The organism is Rossellomorea sp. QJM3NY_18 (assembly GCF_056173145.1).
Genome location: NZ_CM149659.1, coordinates 2,627,340 through 2,644,237, shown reverse-complemented (window position 1 = coordinate 2,644,237; position 16,898 = coordinate 2,627,340). Strand labels below are relative to the sequence as shown.

Here is a 16,898-nt window from a genome sequence, read left to right as displayed (position 1 = left end):
AGAAAACGGTCGGATTCAACGATTGGCGTCGATCCATGCTTTCACAGTGGAATAGGTTAGACTATATTCCTTCAGCTTTGCCTTGATTTCCCATGCTTTCCCTACCAGGATGATCCGGTCCTTTTCAGCAATCACCTTCAAGGGTTTTCACCTCGATCCTCGAATGGGATATGGTAAAATGTATGAGGACAAAGGCAATGACAGAACAAGGAGAGTTGAACGATGAAAAAATTTGAAGAAAAGACCATCAACACAGAAACGATCTATCAAGGGAAAATCATTGATCTTCAAGTGGATGAAGTCGAGCTTCCAAACGGCAAGACATCCAAGCGGGAACTGATCAAGCACCCCGGGGCTGTAGCGGTCATCGCATTGACACCGGAAGGGAAAATGGTGATGGTGGAGCAGTACCGTAAAGCGTTGGAGAAATCCATCATCGAGATACCTGCCGGAAAGCTTGAGCCGGGTGAAGAGCCTGATAAAACAGCCCTGCGTGAACTGGAAGAAGAAACAGGGTATGGATGTGAAAATCTGGAGCATCTTATCTCATTTTATACTTCACCGGGATTTGCGGATGAGCTCGTTCACTTGTATATCGCTCACGATATCCATCCCATCTTGGAGTCGAAAGAAACGGATGAAGACGAATTTGTCGAATTGATTGAGGTGACAGTGGAAGAGGCACTGCAGCTCATTAAAGATCAGCGGATTTATGATGCAAAAACGGCTTATGCGGTTCAGTATCTGCAACTGGAGAAGTTGGGGAATAAGAGTTGATGTGAAGAAAGCTGGACTCCCGTTGAGAGGGGTCCAGCTTTTTTGGATGGAAATGTTTAATCCAGGTCTCCAGGAACTAGAGAATACACACATGTGTCACGTGCATCCGTCCCATTTTTATCAAGATGGTCATTCCTTATAATCCCCTCAAGCAGGAACCCCAGCCTCTCAGGCACCCTCCGCGAAGCATTGTTTCTCTCATCACAACGGATTTCCACACGCTTACAGGAAAGGTCGTGTAGGGCGAAATGGGTCAACGCCTCCACGGCTTCCACGATATACCCCTTTTTGGTGTGCCGTGAGTTGAGCCAATACCCGATTTCCACTTTAGGTACATCCCAATCGATGCGGTGAAGACCTGTGGATCCGATGAATTCATTCGTTTCTTTCAAATAGATATGTAGTCGGATATCGGTCTTCTTAATGAAATCTGCATAGGATTCCCGGACGCCTGCCTCCACCTCTTCAAGGGTCTGTTCTTTCCGGGCGAAGGGGAGCCATGGTTGTAACTCATTCCGCGAATCTGCAATGGCATGAAACACGTCTGTACCGTCACCGGGCATGCATGGCCGAATGAAAAGGCGTGGAGTTTCGATCCTGGAGGGGAATTCGATTAAACTTGGTTTGGTCATACTATATTCCTCCCATTGGGGTTTCTATGATTATACGTTTATCCCTATGGAAGTTCAATAGAATAGAATAAACGTCTTCCACCTTACATATAGATTAGTAATCGATATCTAGGAGGAGCACTGTGATGCGCAAAAAAATGTCAAATTCAAATCCACTCGTTCAGCATGTACAAGCACATTCCTCAATCTATTTATTTATCATTACATTGTTTTTAATGGGAATCATTTTTGGTGCGATTGTTGTGAATTCTTTATCATTTGCCCAAAAGGAGGACCTTTATTTCTATTTAAGTAAGTTCTTTAGTGAGATGGAGGATGGAAGCATGACGTCAGCGGAAGAGCTCTTCCGTCAAAGTTTCCTCCATAATGTGAAGTATCTCGGATTGATGTGGCTCCTCGGGATCTCGATCATCGGGCTGCCCCTCATCTTCGTTCTATTGTTTATGAAGGGTGTCGTAGTTGGCTTTTCTGTCGGGTTTCTTGTGAATCAAATGGGCTGGAGCGGATTTTTATTGTCTTTTGTGAGCGTGCTGCCACAAAATATTATCATCATTCCGGCATTTATCTTCATAGGTGCAATCAGCGCGAACTTCTCCCTGACGTTGATCCGGAAGATCTTTATGAGGCAGACGTCGTCCATGCAGTTCCAGATGATCCCTTTTTTGTCCAGATACGTCATCTTCATGGTGGTGGCCATCGGAATCGTCACCATTGCCGCTAGTATTGAAGCCTATCTTTCACCTGCTTTAATGGAAGCGGTCATAGGGAAAATAAAATAAAATGATTCTTATATAAGAATCATTTTATTTTTTTGATTATAATTATTTTATTTTGCTTATTCCTCCCTTTTTGATATAATAGTAAAGAAATTGACGAGGGAGGAGAGGACTATGGAAAGCCGCATTGAACGAATAAAAAAACAGCTTCATTCTGCCAGCTACAAGCTTACGCCACAGCGCGAAGCTACGGTACGCGTGTTATTGGAACATGAAGAAGATCACCTCAGCGCCGAAGATGTATACCTCCTCGTTAAGGAAAAATCTCCGGAAATTGGACTGGCGACCGTATATCGTACATTGGAATTGCTGTCTGAACTGAAAATTGTAGATAAAATCAATTTTGGCGATGGTGTATCGCGATATGACCTCAGGCAAGAAGGGGCAGCCCACTTCCATCACCATTTAGTATGCATTGAATGTGGAGCTGTCGATGAAATTCAAGATGATCTTTTAGAAGACGTGGAAACGATTGTCGAACGAGACTGGAAGTTTAAAATAAAAGACCACCGCCTCACCTTTCATGGCATTTGTTCCAGATGTCAGGATAAAGAAGAGGATCCAGAAGAATAAGATGATGCCGGAAAGCCTTAAAGACCCCTGTGTTGTTTCTAGAATCGGAAACATCCCATACATACTCTTTAAGGCTTTTTTCATACCCTCCCGGAATTTTTCGCGGTTTCTGACTCCATAAGGTATAAAACAATTCAAAATCGTCATAGCTTGTATTAATAAGCAAGCGAATATGGAGGACGACAGGATGATAAAAGGGGTTCAAGTGGTATGGCAGACCATTAAGGTGTTTATTTTATTTACTGGCTCAACGATTTTGTTTTACTATGGTATCATGTGGATAAGCGAAGAATACGAAGGTTATCACAAATATGATGAGCCAGAGGGAGCAGCGGTAAAGGTTTATTCTTCCGTGACAGAGGAAGAAAGCCATTGGTATGACCGATTATTATTTTTTTATATGAACGGGGAGTAATGCAGTGTGGAAGACCATATTCAAGATTTCATGCACTTTTTAATAGTAGAAAAAGGGCTTGCAAAAAATACGATCGAGTCGTATCAACGCGATTTGAAGAATTATGCTTTATATTTATCGAAGGTTGAGGAAGTGGCGGAATTGAACACCGTTTCAAGGGTGAATATTCTGCAGTTTCTCGGCCATTTGAAAAACCAGGGGAAATCTTCAAAGACCGTTGCCCGTCATGTGGCATCGATCAGGTCTTTTCATCAATTCCTATTGAGGGAAAAGGCGACGGAACAGGATCCGACGGTGCATATCGAGACACCAAAGACCGAGAGGACACTCCCAAGGATCCTGAGCATCGCTGAAGTTGAAGCTCTACTCGAAGCCCCGGAAGAATCGACACCTTTAGGGATGAGGGACAAGGCGATGCTTGAGCTTCTTTATGCGACGGGGATACGGGTAAGCGAGCTTATCCAGCTTCAATTGGAAGACGTCCATTTGACCATGGGATTTGTCCGGTGCATCGGAAAAGGGAACAAAGAGCGGATTATCCCGATCGGGCAGACGGCCATGGATGTCCTCGAGAAATACTTAAGTGATGCACGTTTGAAATTACGGAGCAAGAAGCACCGTGATGATCATTTGTTTCTGAATCACCATGGAAAAGGGCTGACAAGACAAGGCTTCTGGAAGAATTTAAAGGCCCTTGCCAAGAAAGCCAATATTGAGAAGGATTTGACGCCTCATACGCTTCGTCATTCATTTGCCACTCATTTATTGGAGAATGGGGCGGATCTCAGGGCGGTTCAGGAAATGCTCGGTCATGCAGACATTTCCACGACCCAAATCTATACACATGTGACGAAAACACGCTTAAAGGATGTCTATTCGCAATTCCATCCCAGAGCTTAATAGAATGAAGGGGGATTCCATAAAGAAATTACGTTTCTTTAAGGGATCTCTCTTGTTTTTTTTGAAAGGGAAAAGTAAAATATAGATGTCAGACTTCTGACGTTAAATCCTGTCGATTGCTTCAAAGTGGATAAGGGTAAGATACGTTTGAAGGTCGAAAATGTAACCGCTTTTTTAAAAAATGGATTAATATATAGGAGGTTTATTATAATGAGTAACTATACATACAAACGGGTTCACTTGATCGTAATGGATTCTGTCGGTATCGGCGAAGCGCCGGATGCAGAACTGTTCAACGATAAGGGATCAGATACGCTCGGTCATATTGCTGAACACGTGAATGGATTGAATATGCCGAATATCGGGAAGCTCGGCCTTTCCAATATTAAAGAAGTAACAGGTATTGAAAAGGCAGACAAACCTCTTGCATACTACACAAAAATGCAGGAAGCATCAGTCGGGAAAGACACGATGACCGGCCATTGGGAAATCATGGGTCTGAATATCGATAAGCCGTTCAAGACATACCCGGATGGTTTTCCTGAAAAATTGATCCAAAGACTTGAAGCCGAAACAGGCAGGACGATCATTGGAAACAAGCCTGCCAGTGGCACGGAAATCATTGAGGAACTGGGAAAAGAGCATATGGATACAGGAGCTCTCATTGTGTATACATCTGCAGACCCCGTTCTTCAAATCGCAGCTCATGAAGATATCATCCCGATTGAAGAGCAGTACAAAATCTGTGAGATTGCCCGTGAAATCACGAAAGAAGAGGAATACCTCGTCGGACGTGTGATCGCCCGCCCGTTCGTGGGTGAACCAGGAGAGTTCAAACGGACATCCAATCGCCACGACTATGCGTTGAAGCCATTTGAACGTACGGTCATGAATGAAATGAAAGATTCTGGCCTGGACGTAATCGCCATCGGAAAGATTTCAGATATTTACAATGGTGAAGGTGTGACGGATTCTATCCGTACGAAGCATAATATGGACGGAATGGACAATTTCATTAAAACGTTCAATCAGTCCTTCACGGGTCTCAGCTTCCTGAATCTCGTGGACTTTGATGCGTTATATGGACATCGTCGTGATCCCAAAGGATACGGGGAAGCATTGGAAGAGTTCGATGCGAGACTGCCGGAAGTGTTCGATAAAATGACGGAAGATGATCTTCTCATCATCACGGCCGATCATGGAAATGACCCTACTGCCCCGGGGACAGACCATACGAGAGAGTATGTTCCACTTCTTGTTTATTCAAAACGATTTAAAGAGGGGAAGGAACTGCCGATCTCCGAAACATTCGCAGATATCGGGGCAACGGTTGCTGATAACTTTAATGTAAAAATGCCGAAGTTCGGACAAAGCTTCCTGACGCAATTGAAATAAGAAAACGAAAAATACAAGCAGGAGAGAGGGATGAAGCGGAAAGCTCATTACCTCCTCTTTACGTTGAAAAGGAGTAATAAGATGAATTACGAAAACATCCAAAATGCAGCAAATCATTTGAAAAACCAATATACAGGACAGCCTAAGGTCGGATTGATCCTTGGATCAGGACTTGGTGTACTGGCAGATGAAATCCAAAACTCAGTGAAGATCCCTTATAAGGAAATTCCTGATTTCCCTGTTTCAACAGTAGCGGGTCATGCGGGACAGCTTGTGTTCGGACAATTGGCCGGACAGGAAGTCGTCGCCATGCAAGGGCGTTTCCATTACTATGAAGGGTATGGATTCGATAAAGTGACATTCCCAGTACGCGTCATGAAAGAGTTGGGCGTGGAAGTGCTGATTGTGACAAATGCAGCAGGCGGAGTGAACGAAAGCTTTCAGGCAGGGGATCTGATGCTGATTACCGATCATATCAACAATATGGGAGGCAATCCCCTTATCGGAGCGAATGATTCCCGTCTAGGGCCGAGATTCCCGGATATGTCAGAGGCATATTGCAAAGAACTCCGTCAAAAAGCGAAAGAAATCGCCGGGAAATTATCCATTGAAGTGCAGGAAGGGGTCTATGTAGGAAATACCGGCCCTACTTATGAAACGCCTGCTGAAGTTCGCCTTGCCCGTACCCTGGGTGGAGATGCCGTCGGAATGTCAACGGTTCCTGAAGTCATCGTGGCCCGTCATGCAGGAATCAAGGTATTGGGGATTTCATGCATTTCAAATATGGCTGCCGGAATCCTGGACCAGCCCCTTTCCCATGATGAAGTCATGGAAACAACGGAGATGGTGCGTGCCAATTTCCTTTCATATGTAAAAGAGATCGTGAAATCATTATAAACGCTGATTAATACTAGAAGAGTGGGTGAAGGCAATGAGAATGGTTGACTTAATAGAGAAAAAACGTGAAGGAAAAGAATTATCTACGGAAGAAATCAAATTCATCGTTGAGGGGTATACAGACGGAAGCATCCCGGATTATCAGGTAAGCGCCCTGACGATGGCGATTTTCTTTAAAGATATGAGCGATAGAGAAAGAGCAGACCTGACGATGGCCATGGTGGAATCAGGCGATCAAATTGATTTGTCCGCCATTGAAGGGATCAAAGTGGATAAGCACTCTACAGGAGGAGTCGGTGATACAACGACACTTGTTCTTGGACCACTTGTGGCATCTGTTGGTGTCCCTGTAGCGAAGATGAGTGGAAGGGGTCTTGGTCATACCGGGGGAACCATCGATAAGCTTGAATCCGTAGAAGGATTCCATGTGGAAATCGAAAACGACGAGTTCATCCGCCTGGTGAACAAGAATAAACTTGCCGTCATCGGTCAAAGCGGTAACTTGACACCTGCCGATAAAAAGCTGTATTCCCTGCGTGATGTCACGGCTACGGTCAATAGCATCCCTCTGATTGCAAGCTCGATCATGAGTAAAAAGATTGCGGCAGGTGCCGATGCCATCGTCCTTGACGTGAAAACCGGTGCAGGTGCCTTCATGAAGACGCTGGACGATTCAAAGGACCTTGCCAAAGCCATGGTAAGCATCGGAAATAACGTCGGACGAAAGACGATGGCCGTCATTTCCGACATGAGTCAGCCCCTTGGTTATGCCATCGGGAATGCCCTGGAAGTGAAGGAAGCGATCGATACGTTAAAAGGGGAAGGGCCTGAGGACTTAACGGAACTTTGCCTGACTCTTGGAAGCCATATGGTATTCCTGGCGGAGAAAGCTTCAACGTTAGAAGATGCAAGAGCATTATTACAAAGAGCGATTGAAGACGGTTCAGCTCTTGAGAATTTCAAGGTATTCCTCGAATCACAAGGTGGAGATCCATCCGTTGTGGATGAACCATCCAAACTGCCTCAAGCAAAGTACAAGATCGAGCTTGAAGCGAAACAGGATGGCTATGTGTCTGAAATCGTGGCCGATGCAGTCGGAACGGCTGCCATGTGGCTTGGAGCAGGCCGTGCAACGAAAGATTCTGTGATCGACTTAGCCGTCGGTCTTGAACTTCGCAAGAAAATTGGTGATGAGGTCAAAGCGGGAGATTCCCTTGCCACGATCTACAGCAATGAAGAAAACATCGACAATGTGAAAGAGAAGCTTTATGAGAGCATTAAAGTGACATCTGAACATGTGGATGCACCAACGTTGATTCATACTGAAATCACGGGTTGATTATCAATTTGAACGAGCCTTTGCCGAAGGGATTATTTCTCTTCGGCAGGGGCTTTTTTTTGTGTGGAAAACGGATTTTTGATTTCTATTTATTTCAATAAAACGCAATAAACGATGATAATGACCCAATAAGTTTTATAATGACTTTTTACCAATGATTGTATAAAAATGATGCGGTTGGAAAAAATGGATCTATGAGTATTGAATAATAACGAGATTTTGATTGGAGGACAGTTGGATGAAACGTTTTGCGTATATAGTGGTGACATTTGTTTTAACAGCTTTTCTATTTCCTTCTATGGGTTTTGCCCAGGAGAAGAAGTCGGAGCTCGCCGACGTGGCAAAATCAGCCATTTTGATTGAGCGTGATACTGGAGCGGTGCTTTATGAGAAAAACAGCCATGAAAAGCTGGCACCTGCGTCCATGACCAAGATCATGACCATGACCCTCATCATGGAAGCCCTCGAAAAAGGTCAAATCAAGTGGGATGACAAAGTGCGTGCGAGTGAGTACGCTGCATCGATGGGCGGATCACAGATCTTCCTGGAGCCGGGTGAAAGCATGTCTGTAGAAGAAATGCTGAAGGGGATTGCCATTGGATCGGCCAATGACGCCTCAGTCGCGATGGCGGAGCATATTGCAGGAAGTGAAGAAGCATTCGTTGAAAAAATGAACAAAAAGGTGAAGGAGCTCGGGTTAAAGGAAACTAACTTCAAAAACCCGACAGGTTTACCATCCAAAGATCATTACAGCTCGGCCCATGATATGTCCATGATGGCGAAGGAACTTCTTAAATATGATGGAATCACAAAATTCACAGGCAGCTATGAATCCTATTTACGGGAAGGGTCTGATAAAAAATTCTGGCTTGTGAATACGAATAAATTAGTCCGTTTTTATGACGGGGTGGATGGTTTGAAAACAGGTTTCACGAACGAGGCGAAATATTGCCTGACGGCGACGGCAAAGAAAGACAATATGAGAGTGATTGCGGTCGTGTTCGGTGCCCCGACACCAAAGGAACGGAACAATGAGGTGAGTAAAATGCTTGATTATGCCTTCAATCAGTATTCAACCAAACCTCTCTTTAAAAAAGGAGATTCTCTTGCTAAGGTGAAGGTCTCAAAGGGTAAGGAAAATAAGGTGGATGCCGTAACGGATGAGCCCATATCCCTCCTTACCCAAAAAGGTGAAAAGTTAGATGGGATCCAGCAGAAGATCATCTTATCGAAAGACTTGAAAGCTCCGATTAAAAAAGGAGACAAAGTCGGGACAGTCGTGGTGATGAATAAAGGAAAAAAAGTAGTGGTAAGCACTCTCGTTGCCAAGAAAAATGTAAACGAGGCAAGCTGGTGGGAATTATATAAAAAATCCTTTGGTCTTTTTACGAAGGTAGGGAAGTAATGGGCCTCAGAAAATAACCTCTAATTATGACGAATTCCTTCTAGTTTTGTCATGGAGAAGGAATTTACTAAAAGAATAGCGAAATGACTCACTATACGACAGAGAAGGAGGCTTTCTGATAGTGAGTCTTGCTATTAACTTAGAAGTCAAAAAAGATGTACTGTGTGTCCGTTTAAGTGGTGAGTTGGACCATCACACCGCCGATGAACTCAGGGGAAAAGCTTCAAGTCTGATTGAAAGTGAGAATGTGAAGCATATCATCTTGAATTTAGAGGAATTAAGCTTTATGGATAGTTCCGGATTGGGTGTCATTTTGGGCCGATACAAGCAAATCAAGCAAAAGCATGGAGAAATGGTGGTATGTGCGATATCCCCTTCTGTAAACCGATTATTTGAAATGTCAGGGTTGTTTAAGATCATTCGTCTTGAACCGTCTGAAGAAAACGCATTACAAAGATTGGGGGTCGCATGACATGAGAAATGAAATGAATATTCAATTCAGTTCTTTAAGCCAAAATGAATCTTTTGCCCGTGTGACTGTAGCATCATTTATTGCCCAACTCGATCCGACCATGGATGAGTTGACTGAAATCAAGACCGTCGTCTCAGAAGCCGTGACCAATGCCATCATTCACGGGTATGATAACAGACCGAATGGGACGGTTTATATTTCCGTGATCATGGAAGAGGATGGGTTTATTGATATGACCATCCGTGATGAAGGGATCGGAATTGGAGATGTGGAAGAAGCCCGTCAACCACTCTTTACCTCCAAGCCGGAGCTTGAACGTTCTGGTATGGGATTTACAATCATGGAGAATTTCATGGATGAAATAGAAGTGTCATCACACCCAGGTACAGGCACCACGGTAAGGCTGAAGAAGCACTTGACCAATAGTAAAGCGCTATGCAATTAAGGAGTCGTGCCCATGGATGTCGAAGTGAAAAATGAAAAGGAACAGACCTTTTTGAAAGATCACGAGGTGAAAGACCTGATAAAGAAAAGTCAGGAAGGTGACCAGAGCGCCAGGGATTTGATCGTCCAGAAGAATATGCGCCTCGTATGGTCCGTCGTCCAACGTTTTCTCAATCGTGGTTATGAGCCGGATGATCTCTTTCAAATAGGCAGTATCGGGTTGCTGAAATCAGTGGATAAGTTTGATTTAAGCTACGATGTCAAGTTTTCGACTTATGCGGTTCCGATGATTATCGGAGAGATCCAGCGTTTCATTCGGGATGATGGGACAGTGAAGGTGAGTCGTTCCCTGAAGGAAATGGGGAATAAAATCAGGAAAGCAAAGGATGAGCTTTCCAAGAAGTTCGGCAGGGTCCCGACCGTCAGCGAGCTTGCCGATCATCTTGAGTATTCCGTTGAAGAGGTGATCATGGCCCAGGAAGCGAGTCGTGCCCCATCTTCCATTCATGAAACGGTATATGAAAATGATGGAGATCCCATCACGCTTTTAGATCAGATTGCCGATAATTCGGATAATAAATGGTTTGACAAGATTGCCCTGAAAGAAGCCATCCGGGAATTGGATGATCGGGAGCGGCTGATCGTATATTTAAGGTATTACAAAGATCGGACCCAATCGGAAGTAGCGGATCGGCTGGGGATTTCCCAGGTTCAGGTATCAAGGCTTGAGAAGAAGATTTTACAAACGATGAAAGAACATATGCATACAGAGTCATAGGCAAGATAACCTTGAGGATTCAATTTTTGAATCTTCAAGGTTATTTTTTTGATTGAAATTGTTTCCATAAACTATTCGCTCCAGTCCTTCCCATCACTTCCGCCCCTACGTTGGGTTCAGTTAATTCTCCTCATCGTCCCCGTGGTCATTACATAAATAAATCACGTTAATCCATACTATTGGTACGTAGGGAAAATCATGTTTTCGGGAAGTGAACTGCATGGAAGGTATTTTGTATATACGCTTACGTCATCGAGTGCAGGTAAGGGAAGAGAGCATGGTCAAGCTTTCTCAGCTGGCGCAAATCATAGCATCTGAAACAATTGTAGAGGATATAAGGGAAATCCCGATTCATCAAGTGACCCCATCAGATAAGAATATAGTGGTGGTCGACGTCATGAAGGTCATCAGTGAGGTATGCAAAGTATACCCAGACCTGGATATTCAAACGATCGGGCCTACTCAAAGTATTATAGAAGTGATCTATGAGAAAAAGAAAGTCTCTCTTCCTTTATTCATTGGCGTGTGGTTACTATTATTCATCGGTGCGGCCCTGGCGATAATGAATTTCCATGAAGATGTAAGTATGAGAGAAGTTCATCAAAGGCTGTATCATTTTGTGACAGGAGGAGTGGACCCCCATCCTTTATTGTTCCAGGTTCCTTACTCGTTTGGCTTGGGCCTTGGGATGATCTTGTTTTTCAATCATGTGTTTCGAAAAAGACTCAATGAAGAGCCGAGCCCTCTAGAGGTTGAAATGTTTAATTACCAGCAGGATTTAGATCAATACGTGATTATGCACGAAAATAAAGAAAGTCAGAAGAAACTGGATGACCATTAATATATTGATCACCGTATTTATTGGATTTGCCGGGGGGCTTGCTGTAGGCTCGGGTTTCGTTGCATTTTTAACCGTATTGGGTATCATTCCCCGGTTAACTCAATTGACCAAAACAATGAAAATGATTCATTACTATGAAATGGCTGTCATTACCGGGGCTCTTGCAGGAGGGTTCATCAGCCTGAATGATTACACTCTCCATTTCTCTCCGCTCGTCCTTATCCCCCTCGGTCTCATGAGCGGGGTGTTCATCGGACTGTTGGCTGCTGCGTTGACAGAAGTATTGAATGTGTTTCCCATTTTGGCCAAACGAATCGGGATTGATGGAGAAATTGTGATTCTGATCATGGCGATCGTGTTCGGGAAGATTTTCGGTTCTTTATTTCATTGGCTCTACTTGGTTTATCAATAATTTGCAAGAGGCAGGGGTTTCATATGGACAACAAAAGGAAAGTGATCCTGATAACAGATGGGGATGAATACGCCAAGCGCGCTATCGAATGCGTGGCGAAAGAGTATAGGGGAAGGTGTATCTCAAGCTCTAAAGGAAATCCCTCTGTGTTGTCGGGACCTGAAATTGTAAAGCTGATTCAAAGAGCCAAAAACGACCCTGTCTTTGTGATGTTTGATGATAGTGGATTTATTGGGGAAGGTGCAGGTGAAAGGGCGCTTAAGTATGTGGCGAATCATCCGGATATAGACGTGCTCGGAATTATTGCGGTAGCAAGTAAAACCAGGCAGGCGGAATGGACCAGGGTGGATGTCTGCATTGATAAATTCGGGGAGTTGACTCCATACGGGGTGGATAAATTTGGTGTACCCGAAATGGATGTAGGCAGATTGACGGGAGATACTGTTTATTGTCTTGATGAACTGGATGTGCCGGTGATTGTCGGAATTGGTGACATAGGGAAAATGGCAAAGCGGGATCATTACTCCCAAGGCGCCCCCATTACGAAACAAGCAGTGGAAATCATCTTAGAAAGGAGTGGGTACCATGCCTCAAAAGACGAAAGAAACACCGATTTCTAAAGATTTAAAAGTCATTGAAGATTATATGAAAAAACACGTAGGATTGAACACAAGTTTTGACATCGGTGTCCGTAAGTTGATGATTTTGAAAAAAGGTGTCCATTTTTATTATATAAATGGGCTTACGGATGCATCATACATTATTGAAATTGTAGAAGAACTTGTGGAAATCAACGATCATGAGCGGGCCACAAGCCGATTATATGATATTGTACATAATCGACTTGTGCATCAATCCGTCGAACCGGTTAAAACGATTGAAGAGGCAGTAGATGAAGTACTTTCCGGTTTAATTGCCGTATTTGTTGAAGGATATGAAGAAGCGCTGATCGTAGATGTCCGAAGCTATCCGGGAAGGCAGCCGTCGGAACCTGATACAGAGAAAGTTGTCCGCGGTTCTCGTGACGGTTATGTGGAGAATATCATCGTCAATACAGCCTTAACAAGAAGAAGAATAAGAGATCCCAGGCTGAGGTTTGAAATATTCCGAATCGGAGAGCGTTCCAAAACGGATATTTCGATTGCATATATTGATGATGTGGCAAATCCGAGTCTGATTGAAGTGATCAAGAAAGAATTGAAAAGTATAAAAATCGATGGTTTGACGATGGCGGATAAAACGATAGAAGAGTTTCTGGTGAAACAAGGGTATAATCCATATCCATTAGTCAGATATACAGAAAGAGCGGATGTGGCTGCGACACACCTATTAGAAGGGCATGTGTTGATCTTTGTCGATACATCCCCAAGTGTCATCATCACCCCTACCACGTATTTTCATCACCTGCAGCATGCGGAGGAGTATAGACAATCACCGGCCGTAGGGACTTTTGTGAGATGGACTAGATTCTTGGGAGTGCTTGCTTCCCTTTTCCTGCTTCCATTATGGTATCTGTTTGTACTTGATCCATCACTCCTGCCGGAAGCCATCAAATATGTCGGTCCCCAGGAACAGACCAATATCCCGGTCATCGTTCAATTATTCATCGCTGATCTTGGGGTGGAGATGTTCAGGATCGCCGCCATTCATACTCCGACCCCGCTCTCGACGGCCATGGGTTTGATCGCCGCCGTATTGATCGGCCAGATTGCCATCGACGTAGGGTTATTCCAGCCTGAAGTAATCTTATATGTAGCGGTAGCTTCGATCGGTACGTTTGCAACCCCGAGTTACGAATTGAGTGTGGCCAATAAGATGGCAAGGCTGTTTCTCATGGTGATGGTTGCATTCTTCCATATTCCCGGGTTGATGATTGGAAGTACCCTGTATATTCTATACGTAACGAATATTAAATCTCTCAATACACCGTATCTATGGCCACTCCTGCCTTTCAGTCCGAAGGCATTTATGCAGATTCTCGTCAGGAAGTCGGTACCGGGATCAAAAACACGACCAAGTATCGTCCAACCGCGAAATAAATACAAACAGCCTGCGAAATCTTAGAATATTGCAACAACTCTTGTTCTATGGTAAATTACGTTTAATTAGTAGTGGACTATAGAGGGGATTGTGACGTTACATGCATCTTCATGGATCAGCAGAAATAAAAAACGGTAGCTTAATGATAGGAGGGGTCAGTACCTTAGACCTGGCAGCTCAATATGGTACGCCCCTTTATGTGTATGACACGAAACTTGTCAGAGAGCGTGCAAGAGGGTTTAAACAAACATTTGAATCCCTCGGGGTGAAGGCGGAAGTTGCCTATGCCAGCAAAGCATTCTCCTGTATCGGGATCTTTCAGGTAATGGATGAAGAAGGATTGTCCCTGGATGTCGTTTCTGGAGGAGAGCTATTTACGGCTCTGAAGGCAGGATTTCCTCCAGGACGAATCCATTTTAATGGAAATAACAAGTCACGGGAAGAACTAATGATGGCCATTGAACATAAGATCGGCTGTATCGTCGTCGATAATTTTCATGAGCTGGAGCTTGTGAGTGAATTGTCACGGTCCCTTGAAGAAGGCACAAGGGTGCTGTTAAGAGTTACTCCAGGGATCGAAGCTCATACTCATGATTATATCCTGACCGGACAGGAAGATTCGAAATTCGGATTTGATTTAGAGAATGGTCAGGCCGAGAAAGCGATGAAATCAGCATTGGATTCCGAAACCATTGAATTGTTGGGCCTGCACTGCCATATTGGTTCGCAGATTTTTGAAACGACGGGCTTCATTCTCGCTGCAAGGAAAATCATTGGGAGTGTCGCCAGGTGGCGTTCTCAATACAGCTTTGATCCAAAGGTCATTAACCTGGGTGGGGGCTTTGGGATTCGATATACGAAAGATGATGATCCAATCCCTCCGGCTCAATATGTGAAAGAAATGATAGCTGCAGTGAAAGAGGAAGTGGAGAAATACAATTTAGTGATGCCTGAAATCTGGATTGAACCAGGGCGGTCACTCGTAGGTGATGCAGGTACCAGTCTCTATACATTGGGATCGCAGAAAGATGTTCCAGGCGTCCGGAAATATGTAGCGGTTGATGGAGGAATGAGCGATAATATCAGACCTGCCCTATACAAGGCGAAATATGAAGCGATCATAGCGAATAAAGCCGACCGGATTTGTGAAGATACGGTTTCCATTGCAGGGAAATGCTGTGAGTCCGGAGACATGTTGATATGGGACTTACCACTTCCTGTCCCTGAAGACGGGGATATTCTCGCCGTATTCTGTACAGGTGCATACGGGTATTCGATGGCGAATAACTATAATCGGATTCCACGGCCGGCCGTCGTATTTGTCGAGGACGGAGAAGCCAGGTTAGCCCTCCGAAGGGAGACTTATGAGGATCTAATTACACATGATGTAAAGTTTTAAAGACATGTAATGTAGTCTTTAAGTATCTCGAACTTAAAGACTACTTTTTTGCAATCTGGATTACATACTTTAACAAATTTCGATTTTACTATACAATAACTATGACATAAACGAATAGAGTGAAGAAAAAGGAGTCAGTCATGAAGATCAGTAATAAAGCATTGTTCTTGTTATTAATCGTCGCGGGTCTGGTATGGGGAGTCATCTACTGGACGTTCATCGCTGGAAACTAAATTGATTAGGATTTGCTTAATAAAAGTAAATTTAGTAAGATAAATAAACGTTCATATCAATTAAATTTCTAGTTTTTGTCTATAATAGGAAATATAGATTAGACATAAAACATGACGAGGGGTAAATATGTTAATTCGGTATAAAAAGACGTTTGAAAAGATTGCCATGGGATTATTATCTTTCATGCCAAATGAAAAGGATTTGAAGAAGCTTCAACAGACGATGAAGCAATACGAAACTGAAGAAAATTGGCAGCTCTTTTTATGGAAAGAAGAGGACATAGTAGGTTTAATCGGCGTATACAAAACAGAAGGTACATTAGAGATTCAACATATATCAGTCAATCCATCACATCGTCACGAAGGAATCGGCAAATCCATGGTGAAGCATCTCAGGGATATGCACGCCGAGCTTGAAGTGAAGCCCAATTCAGACACCGCATCATTTTTTGAGAAATGCGATGAAATGGGTGAGGACAACGAGGTACAAGAACAATAAAGAGGCAGGCCGCCTATTCTGGTGGCCCGCCTCTTTTTTTTCGCAAGGCATTTTGCCGCTCTGTTATCACATCAGTGCGGTCCCTGAGGGAATGGCGGTGAATGAGCGCTGAATTCGTGAGGTCACTCTCTGAACACCAGATGTAGCCATTTTTCCTGCACCGCAATTGAACCTGATCTGAAAGTGAAGCATCCGTTAAAGGCAGGATAATACTGTGATATGGTTGATTTTCGCTGATTTGGTGAATGGTTTCCTCAATCATTGCTTGAAGCTTTCTGGAATGAATTCCGAGAAGGGTCAGTTCTTGGTGATTACTCTTAATATTCTTAATAGCTTTACTGAACGTTCTGACCGCACCTGTCTGGTTGCCTCTTCTATAATGATAAAAACCAACCGCCACCTGGATCAGACCCACCCAGTGAGAAGCCCTGTTTGCCGGATCGACTTCTTTCCAATATTCTTCTAGTACTTCATGGCATTCAAAATAATCACGATTTCCATGGAAGTACATTAAGTATTCGATGTAGGCTTCCGGATAAACCATAAGATCCCTCCATAAGACGCAAAGTAGTTAAATTGTAGCACAATCCCTCGCCAGAACGACAGGAAAGCCTGTAAATACAAAACTTTCTATTGGAGAAAAGAAGTCTTTCTACTATACTATTAAGTAG

21 protein-coding genes are annotated in these 16,898 nt (G+C 43.8%); 18 read left to right on the top strand and 3 right to left on the bottom strand.

The features are described from left to right. Positions 1-15 precede the first annotated feature (15 nt). Positions 16-141: a Z-ring formation inhibitor MciZ gene (gene mciZ / locus AC0VXY_RS13635; RefSeq protein ID WP_435990244.1), complete on the bottom strand. Its 126-nt coding sequence runs from the start codon at positions 139-141 to the stop codon at positions 16-18. An 81-nt stretch (positions 142-222) separates the two neighbouring features. Here mciZ and AC0VXY_RS13630 point away from each other — a divergent pair, with 81 nt between their 5' ends. Further along, positions 223-777 (top strand): NUDIX hydrolase, encoded by a 555-nt coding sequence (locus AC0VXY_RS13630; RefSeq protein ID WP_435990245.1) that lies wholly within the window; start codon positions 223-225, stop codon positions 775-777. 56 nt (positions 778-833) lie between these two features. Here AC0VXY_RS13630 and AC0VXY_RS13625 read toward each other — a convergent pair whose 3' ends face one another. Next, a complete protein-coding gene (locus tag AC0VXY_RS13625) occupies positions 834-1,409 on the bottom strand; it encodes a GNAT family N-acetyltransferase (protein ID WP_435990246.1) in 576 nt (191 codons plus the stop codon). Positions 1,410-1,534: 125 nt separating this feature from the next. Here AC0VXY_RS13625 and spoIIM point away from each other — a divergent pair, with 125 nt between their 5' ends. From spoIIM to AC0VXY_RS13540, 17 genes are all read left to right on the top strand, one after another. Next, positions 1,535-2,188 (top strand): stage II sporulation protein M, encoded by a 654-nt coding sequence (gene spoIIM, locus AC0VXY_RS13620; protein WP_435990247.1) that lies wholly within the window; start codon positions 1,535-1,537, stop codon positions 2,186-2,188. A 111-nt stretch (positions 2,189-2,299) separates the two neighbouring features. Further along, the gene (gene fur, locus AC0VXY_RS13615) at positions 2,300-2,758 is read left to right on the top strand and encodes a ferric iron uptake transcriptional regulator (protein WP_034758188.1); all 459 of its coding nucleotides are present in this window, start codon (positions 2,300-2,302) and stop codon (positions 2,756-2,758) included. A 187-nt stretch (positions 2,759-2,945) separates the two neighbouring features. After that, on the top strand, positions 2,946-3,173 hold the full coding sequence (locus AC0VXY_RS13610) for a YqzK family protein (protein WP_435990248.1): 228 nt from the start codon (positions 2,946-2,948) through the stop codon (positions 3,171-3,173). Between the two features lie 6 nt (positions 3,174-3,179). Further along, positions 3,180-4,073: a site-specific tyrosine recombinase XerD gene (gene xerD, locus AC0VXY_RS13605; RefSeq protein ID WP_435990249.1), complete on the top strand. Its 894-nt coding sequence runs from the start codon at positions 3,180-3,182 to the stop codon at positions 4,071-4,073. Between the two features lie 210 nt (positions 4,074-4,283). After that, positions 4,284-5,468 carry a phosphopentomutase gene (deoB, locus tag AC0VXY_RS13600; RefSeq protein ID WP_435990250.1) on the top strand — a complete coding sequence of 395 codons (1,185 nt, stop codon included), beginning with the start codon at positions 4,284-4,286 and terminating at the stop codon, positions 5,466-5,468. A gap of 81 nt (positions 5,469-5,549) precedes the next feature. Then, on the top strand, positions 5,550-6,365 hold the full coding sequence (locus AC0VXY_RS13595; protein WP_435990251.1) for a purine-nucleoside phosphorylase: 816 nt from the start codon (positions 5,550-5,552) through the stop codon (positions 6,363-6,365). 34 nt (positions 6,366-6,399) lie between these two features. Further along, on the top strand, positions 6,400-7,704 hold the full coding sequence (locus tag AC0VXY_RS13590) for a pyrimidine-nucleoside phosphorylase (RefSeq protein WP_475525531.1): 1,305 nt from the start codon (positions 6,400-6,402) through the stop codon (positions 7,702-7,704). Between the two features lie 238 nt (positions 7,705-7,942). Next, entirely contained in the window at positions 7,943-9,109 is a 1,167-nt protein-coding gene (locus tag AC0VXY_RS13585) for a D-alanyl-D-alanine carboxypeptidase family protein (RefSeq protein WP_435990253.1), read from the top strand. A 121-nt stretch (positions 9,110-9,230) separates the two neighbouring features. Then, on the top strand, positions 9,231-9,581 hold the full coding sequence (spoIIAA, locus tag AC0VXY_RS13580; protein WP_435990254.1) for an anti-sigma F factor antagonist: 351 nt from the start codon (positions 9,231-9,233) through the stop codon (positions 9,579-9,581). 1 nt (position 9,582) lies between these two features. Further along, entirely contained in the window at positions 9,583-10,026 is a 444-nt protein-coding gene (spoIIAB, locus tag AC0VXY_RS13575) for an anti-sigma F factor (protein WP_034758205.1), read from the top strand. Between the two features lie 12 nt (positions 10,027-10,038). Then, the gene (sigF, locus tag AC0VXY_RS13570) at positions 10,039-10,803 is read left to right on the top strand and encodes an RNA polymerase sporulation sigma factor SigF (protein WP_435990255.1); all 765 of its coding nucleotides are present in this window, start codon (positions 10,039-10,041) and stop codon (positions 10,801-10,803) included. Between the two features lie 220 nt (positions 10,804-11,023). Further along, positions 11,024-11,644 (top strand): stage V sporulation protein AA, encoded by a 621-nt coding sequence (locus AC0VXY_RS13565; RefSeq protein WP_435990256.1) that lies wholly within the window; start codon positions 11,024-11,026, stop codon positions 11,642-11,644. Next, positions 11,634-12,056: a stage V sporulation protein AB gene (locus AC0VXY_RS13560; protein ID WP_435990257.1), complete on the top strand. Its 423-nt coding sequence runs from the start codon at positions 11,634-11,636 to the stop codon at positions 12,054-12,056. The genes AC0VXY_RS13565 and AC0VXY_RS13560 overlap by 11 nt, the downstream gene beginning before the upstream one ends. Before the next feature lie 23 nt (positions 12,057-12,079). Beyond that, entirely contained in the window at positions 12,080-12,676 is a 597-nt protein-coding gene (spoVAEA, locus tag AC0VXY_RS13555) for a stage V sporulation protein SpoVABEA (RefSeq protein ID WP_475525530.1), read from the top strand. Next, entirely contained in the window at positions 12,642-14,120 is a 1,479-nt protein-coding gene (locus AC0VXY_RS13550) for a spore germination protein (RefSeq protein WP_435990259.1), read from the top strand. Before spoVAEA ends, AC0VXY_RS13550 begins: the two co-directional genes overlap by 35 nt. A gap of 76 nt (positions 14,121-14,196) precedes the next feature. Next, positions 14,197-15,495 carry a diaminopimelate decarboxylase gene (gene lysA, locus AC0VXY_RS13545; RefSeq protein ID WP_435990260.1) on the top strand — a complete coding sequence of 433 codons (1,299 nt, stop codon included), beginning with the start codon at positions 14,197-14,199 and terminating at the stop codon, positions 15,493-15,495. A gap of 360 nt (positions 15,496-15,855) precedes the next feature. Continuing rightward, positions 15,856-16,227 carry a GNAT family N-acetyltransferase gene (locus AC0VXY_RS13540; RefSeq protein ID WP_475525529.1) on the top strand — a complete coding sequence of 124 codons (372 nt, stop codon included), beginning with the start codon at positions 15,856-15,858 and terminating at the stop codon, positions 16,225-16,227. Between the two features lie 13 nt (positions 16,228-16,240). Here the strand turns inward: AC0VXY_RS13540 and AC0VXY_RS13535 are convergent, their stop codons facing one another. After that, entirely contained in the window at positions 16,241-16,771 is a 531-nt protein-coding gene (locus AC0VXY_RS13535) for a DUF309 domain-containing protein (RefSeq protein ID WP_475525528.1), read from the bottom strand. Between the last annotated feature and the right edge of the window lie 127 nt (positions 16,772-16,898).

Bases quoted from the DNA above. Each gene is read 5' to 3' on its own strand.
- AC0VXY_RS13630 (WP_435990245.1), top strand. From the start codon at position 223: ATGAAAAAATTTGAAGAAAAGACCATCAACACAGAAACGATCTATCAA.
- AC0VXY_RS13625 (WP_435990246.1), bottom strand. From the start codon at position 1,409: ATGACCAAACCAAGTTTAATCGAATTCCCCTCCAGGATCGAAACTCCA.
- spoIIM (WP_435990247.1), top strand. From the start codon at position 1,535: ATGCGCAAAAAAATGTCAAATTCAAATCCACTCGTTCAGCATGTACAA.
- fur (WP_034758188.1), top strand. From the start codon at position 2,300: ATGGAAAGCCGCATTGAACGAATAAAAAAACAGCTTCATTCTGCCAGC.
- AC0VXY_RS13610 (WP_435990248.1), top strand. From the start codon at position 2,946: ATGATAAAAGGGGTTCAAGTGGTATGGCAGACCATTAAGGTGTTTATT.
- deoB (WP_435990250.1), top strand. From the start codon at position 4,284: ATGAGTAACTATACATACAAACGGGTTCACTTGATCGTAATGGATTCT.
- AC0VXY_RS13595 (WP_435990251.1), top strand. From the start codon at position 5,550: ATGAATTACGAAAACATCCAAAATGCAGCAAATCATTTGAAAAACCAA.
- AC0VXY_RS13590 (WP_475525531.1), top strand. From the start codon at position 6,400: ATGAGAATGGTTGACTTAATAGAGAAAAAACGTGAAGGAAAAGAATTA.
- AC0VXY_RS13585 (WP_435990253.1), top strand. From the start codon at position 7,943: ATGAAACGTTTTGCGTATATAGTGGTGACATTTGTTTTAACAGCTTTT.
- spoIIAB (WP_034758205.1), top strand. From the start codon at position 9,583: ATGAGAAATGAAATGAATATTCAATTCAGTTCTTTAAGCCAAAATGAA.
- sigF (WP_435990255.1), top strand. From the start codon at position 10,039: ATGGATGTCGAAGTGAAAAATGAAAAGGAACAGACCTTTTTGAAAGAT.
- AC0VXY_RS13565 (WP_435990256.1), top strand. From the start codon at position 11,024: ATGGAAGGTATTTTGTATATACGCTTACGTCATCGAGTGCAGGTAAGG.
- AC0VXY_RS13560 (WP_435990257.1), top strand. From the start codon at position 11,634: ATGACCATTAATATATTGATCACCGTATTTATTGGATTTGCCGGGGGG.
- spoVAEA (WP_475525530.1), top strand. From the start codon at position 12,080: ATGGACAACAAAAGGAAAGTGATCCTGATAACAGATGGGGATGAATAC.
- AC0VXY_RS13550 (WP_435990259.1), top strand. From the start codon at position 12,642: ATGCCTCAAAAGACGAAAGAAACACCGATTTCTAAAGATTTAAAAGTC.
- lysA (WP_435990260.1), top strand. From the start codon at position 14,197: ATGCATCTTCATGGATCAGCAGAAATAAAAAACGGTAGCTTAATGATA.
- AC0VXY_RS13540 (WP_475525529.1), top strand. From the start codon at position 15,856: ATGTTAATTCGGTATAAAAAGACGTTTGAAAAGATTGCCATGGGATTA.
- AC0VXY_RS13535 (WP_475525528.1), bottom strand. From the start codon at position 16,771: ATGGTTTATCCGGAAGCCTACATCGAATACTTAATGTACTTCCATGGA.